The sequence below is a fragment of the Oleiphilus sp. HI0061 genome, assembly GCF_001635675.1.
Genome location: NZ_LWFE01001716.1, coordinates 1 through 597 on the forward strand (window position 1 = coordinate 1; position 597 = coordinate 597).

Consider the following 597-nt stretch of genomic DNA (forward strand, 5'->3'; position numbering starts at 1 on the left):
CCAAGCTGGTGATTGGTGTTTGTATCGCCAATTAAAGTAATTACTGGGGCTGTTGAGTCATCTATGTTGACTGTACGGGTTACGGTTGGAGCAGGGTTGCCCGATGAATCTGAGACATCGTAAGTTATAAGGTAGCTGCCGATTAAGTTAGGGTCTACCGTGTCGCCACCGACAACAATGCTTCCGGAAAGGTCACCATCTACCGCATCCGTAGCTGTTGCTCCAGGGTCAGTGTAAGGCGAGCCTTGTGCGTGAGTGAGAGGGTTATCTCCGAGTAGGGTGATCATAGGGCTACCGGAATCGGCAACGATAACATCTCGGAAAATGCTTGTTGCAACGTTACCCGATGCATCGCTTACATCGTAAGAAAGAGTGTAGGTTCCCTCGACTGAAGTATTTACCGTACCTGTTACGACAATCGAACTTGATAAGTCTTCACCAGGAACATCAATTGCGGTAGCGCCTGGGTCATTAAATGGGGTGTTAATTTCTTGATTATATGGAGCAGCTCCTAACAAGGTAATGATTGGCGCGGTGCTGTCGACGACGTTAACTGTACGCGATACAACAATAGCTGAATTACCAGCAGTGTCAGAA

Annotated in this window: 1 protein-coding gene; it reads right to left on the reverse strand. The window is 47.7% G+C overall.

Features of this window, described 5'->3' with window-relative positions:
* Nucleotides 1-597 (reverse strand): DUF5011 domain-containing protein (locus A3735_RS26415; RefSeq protein WP_156499940.1); only part of this gene is annotated, 597 nt, incomplete at both ends.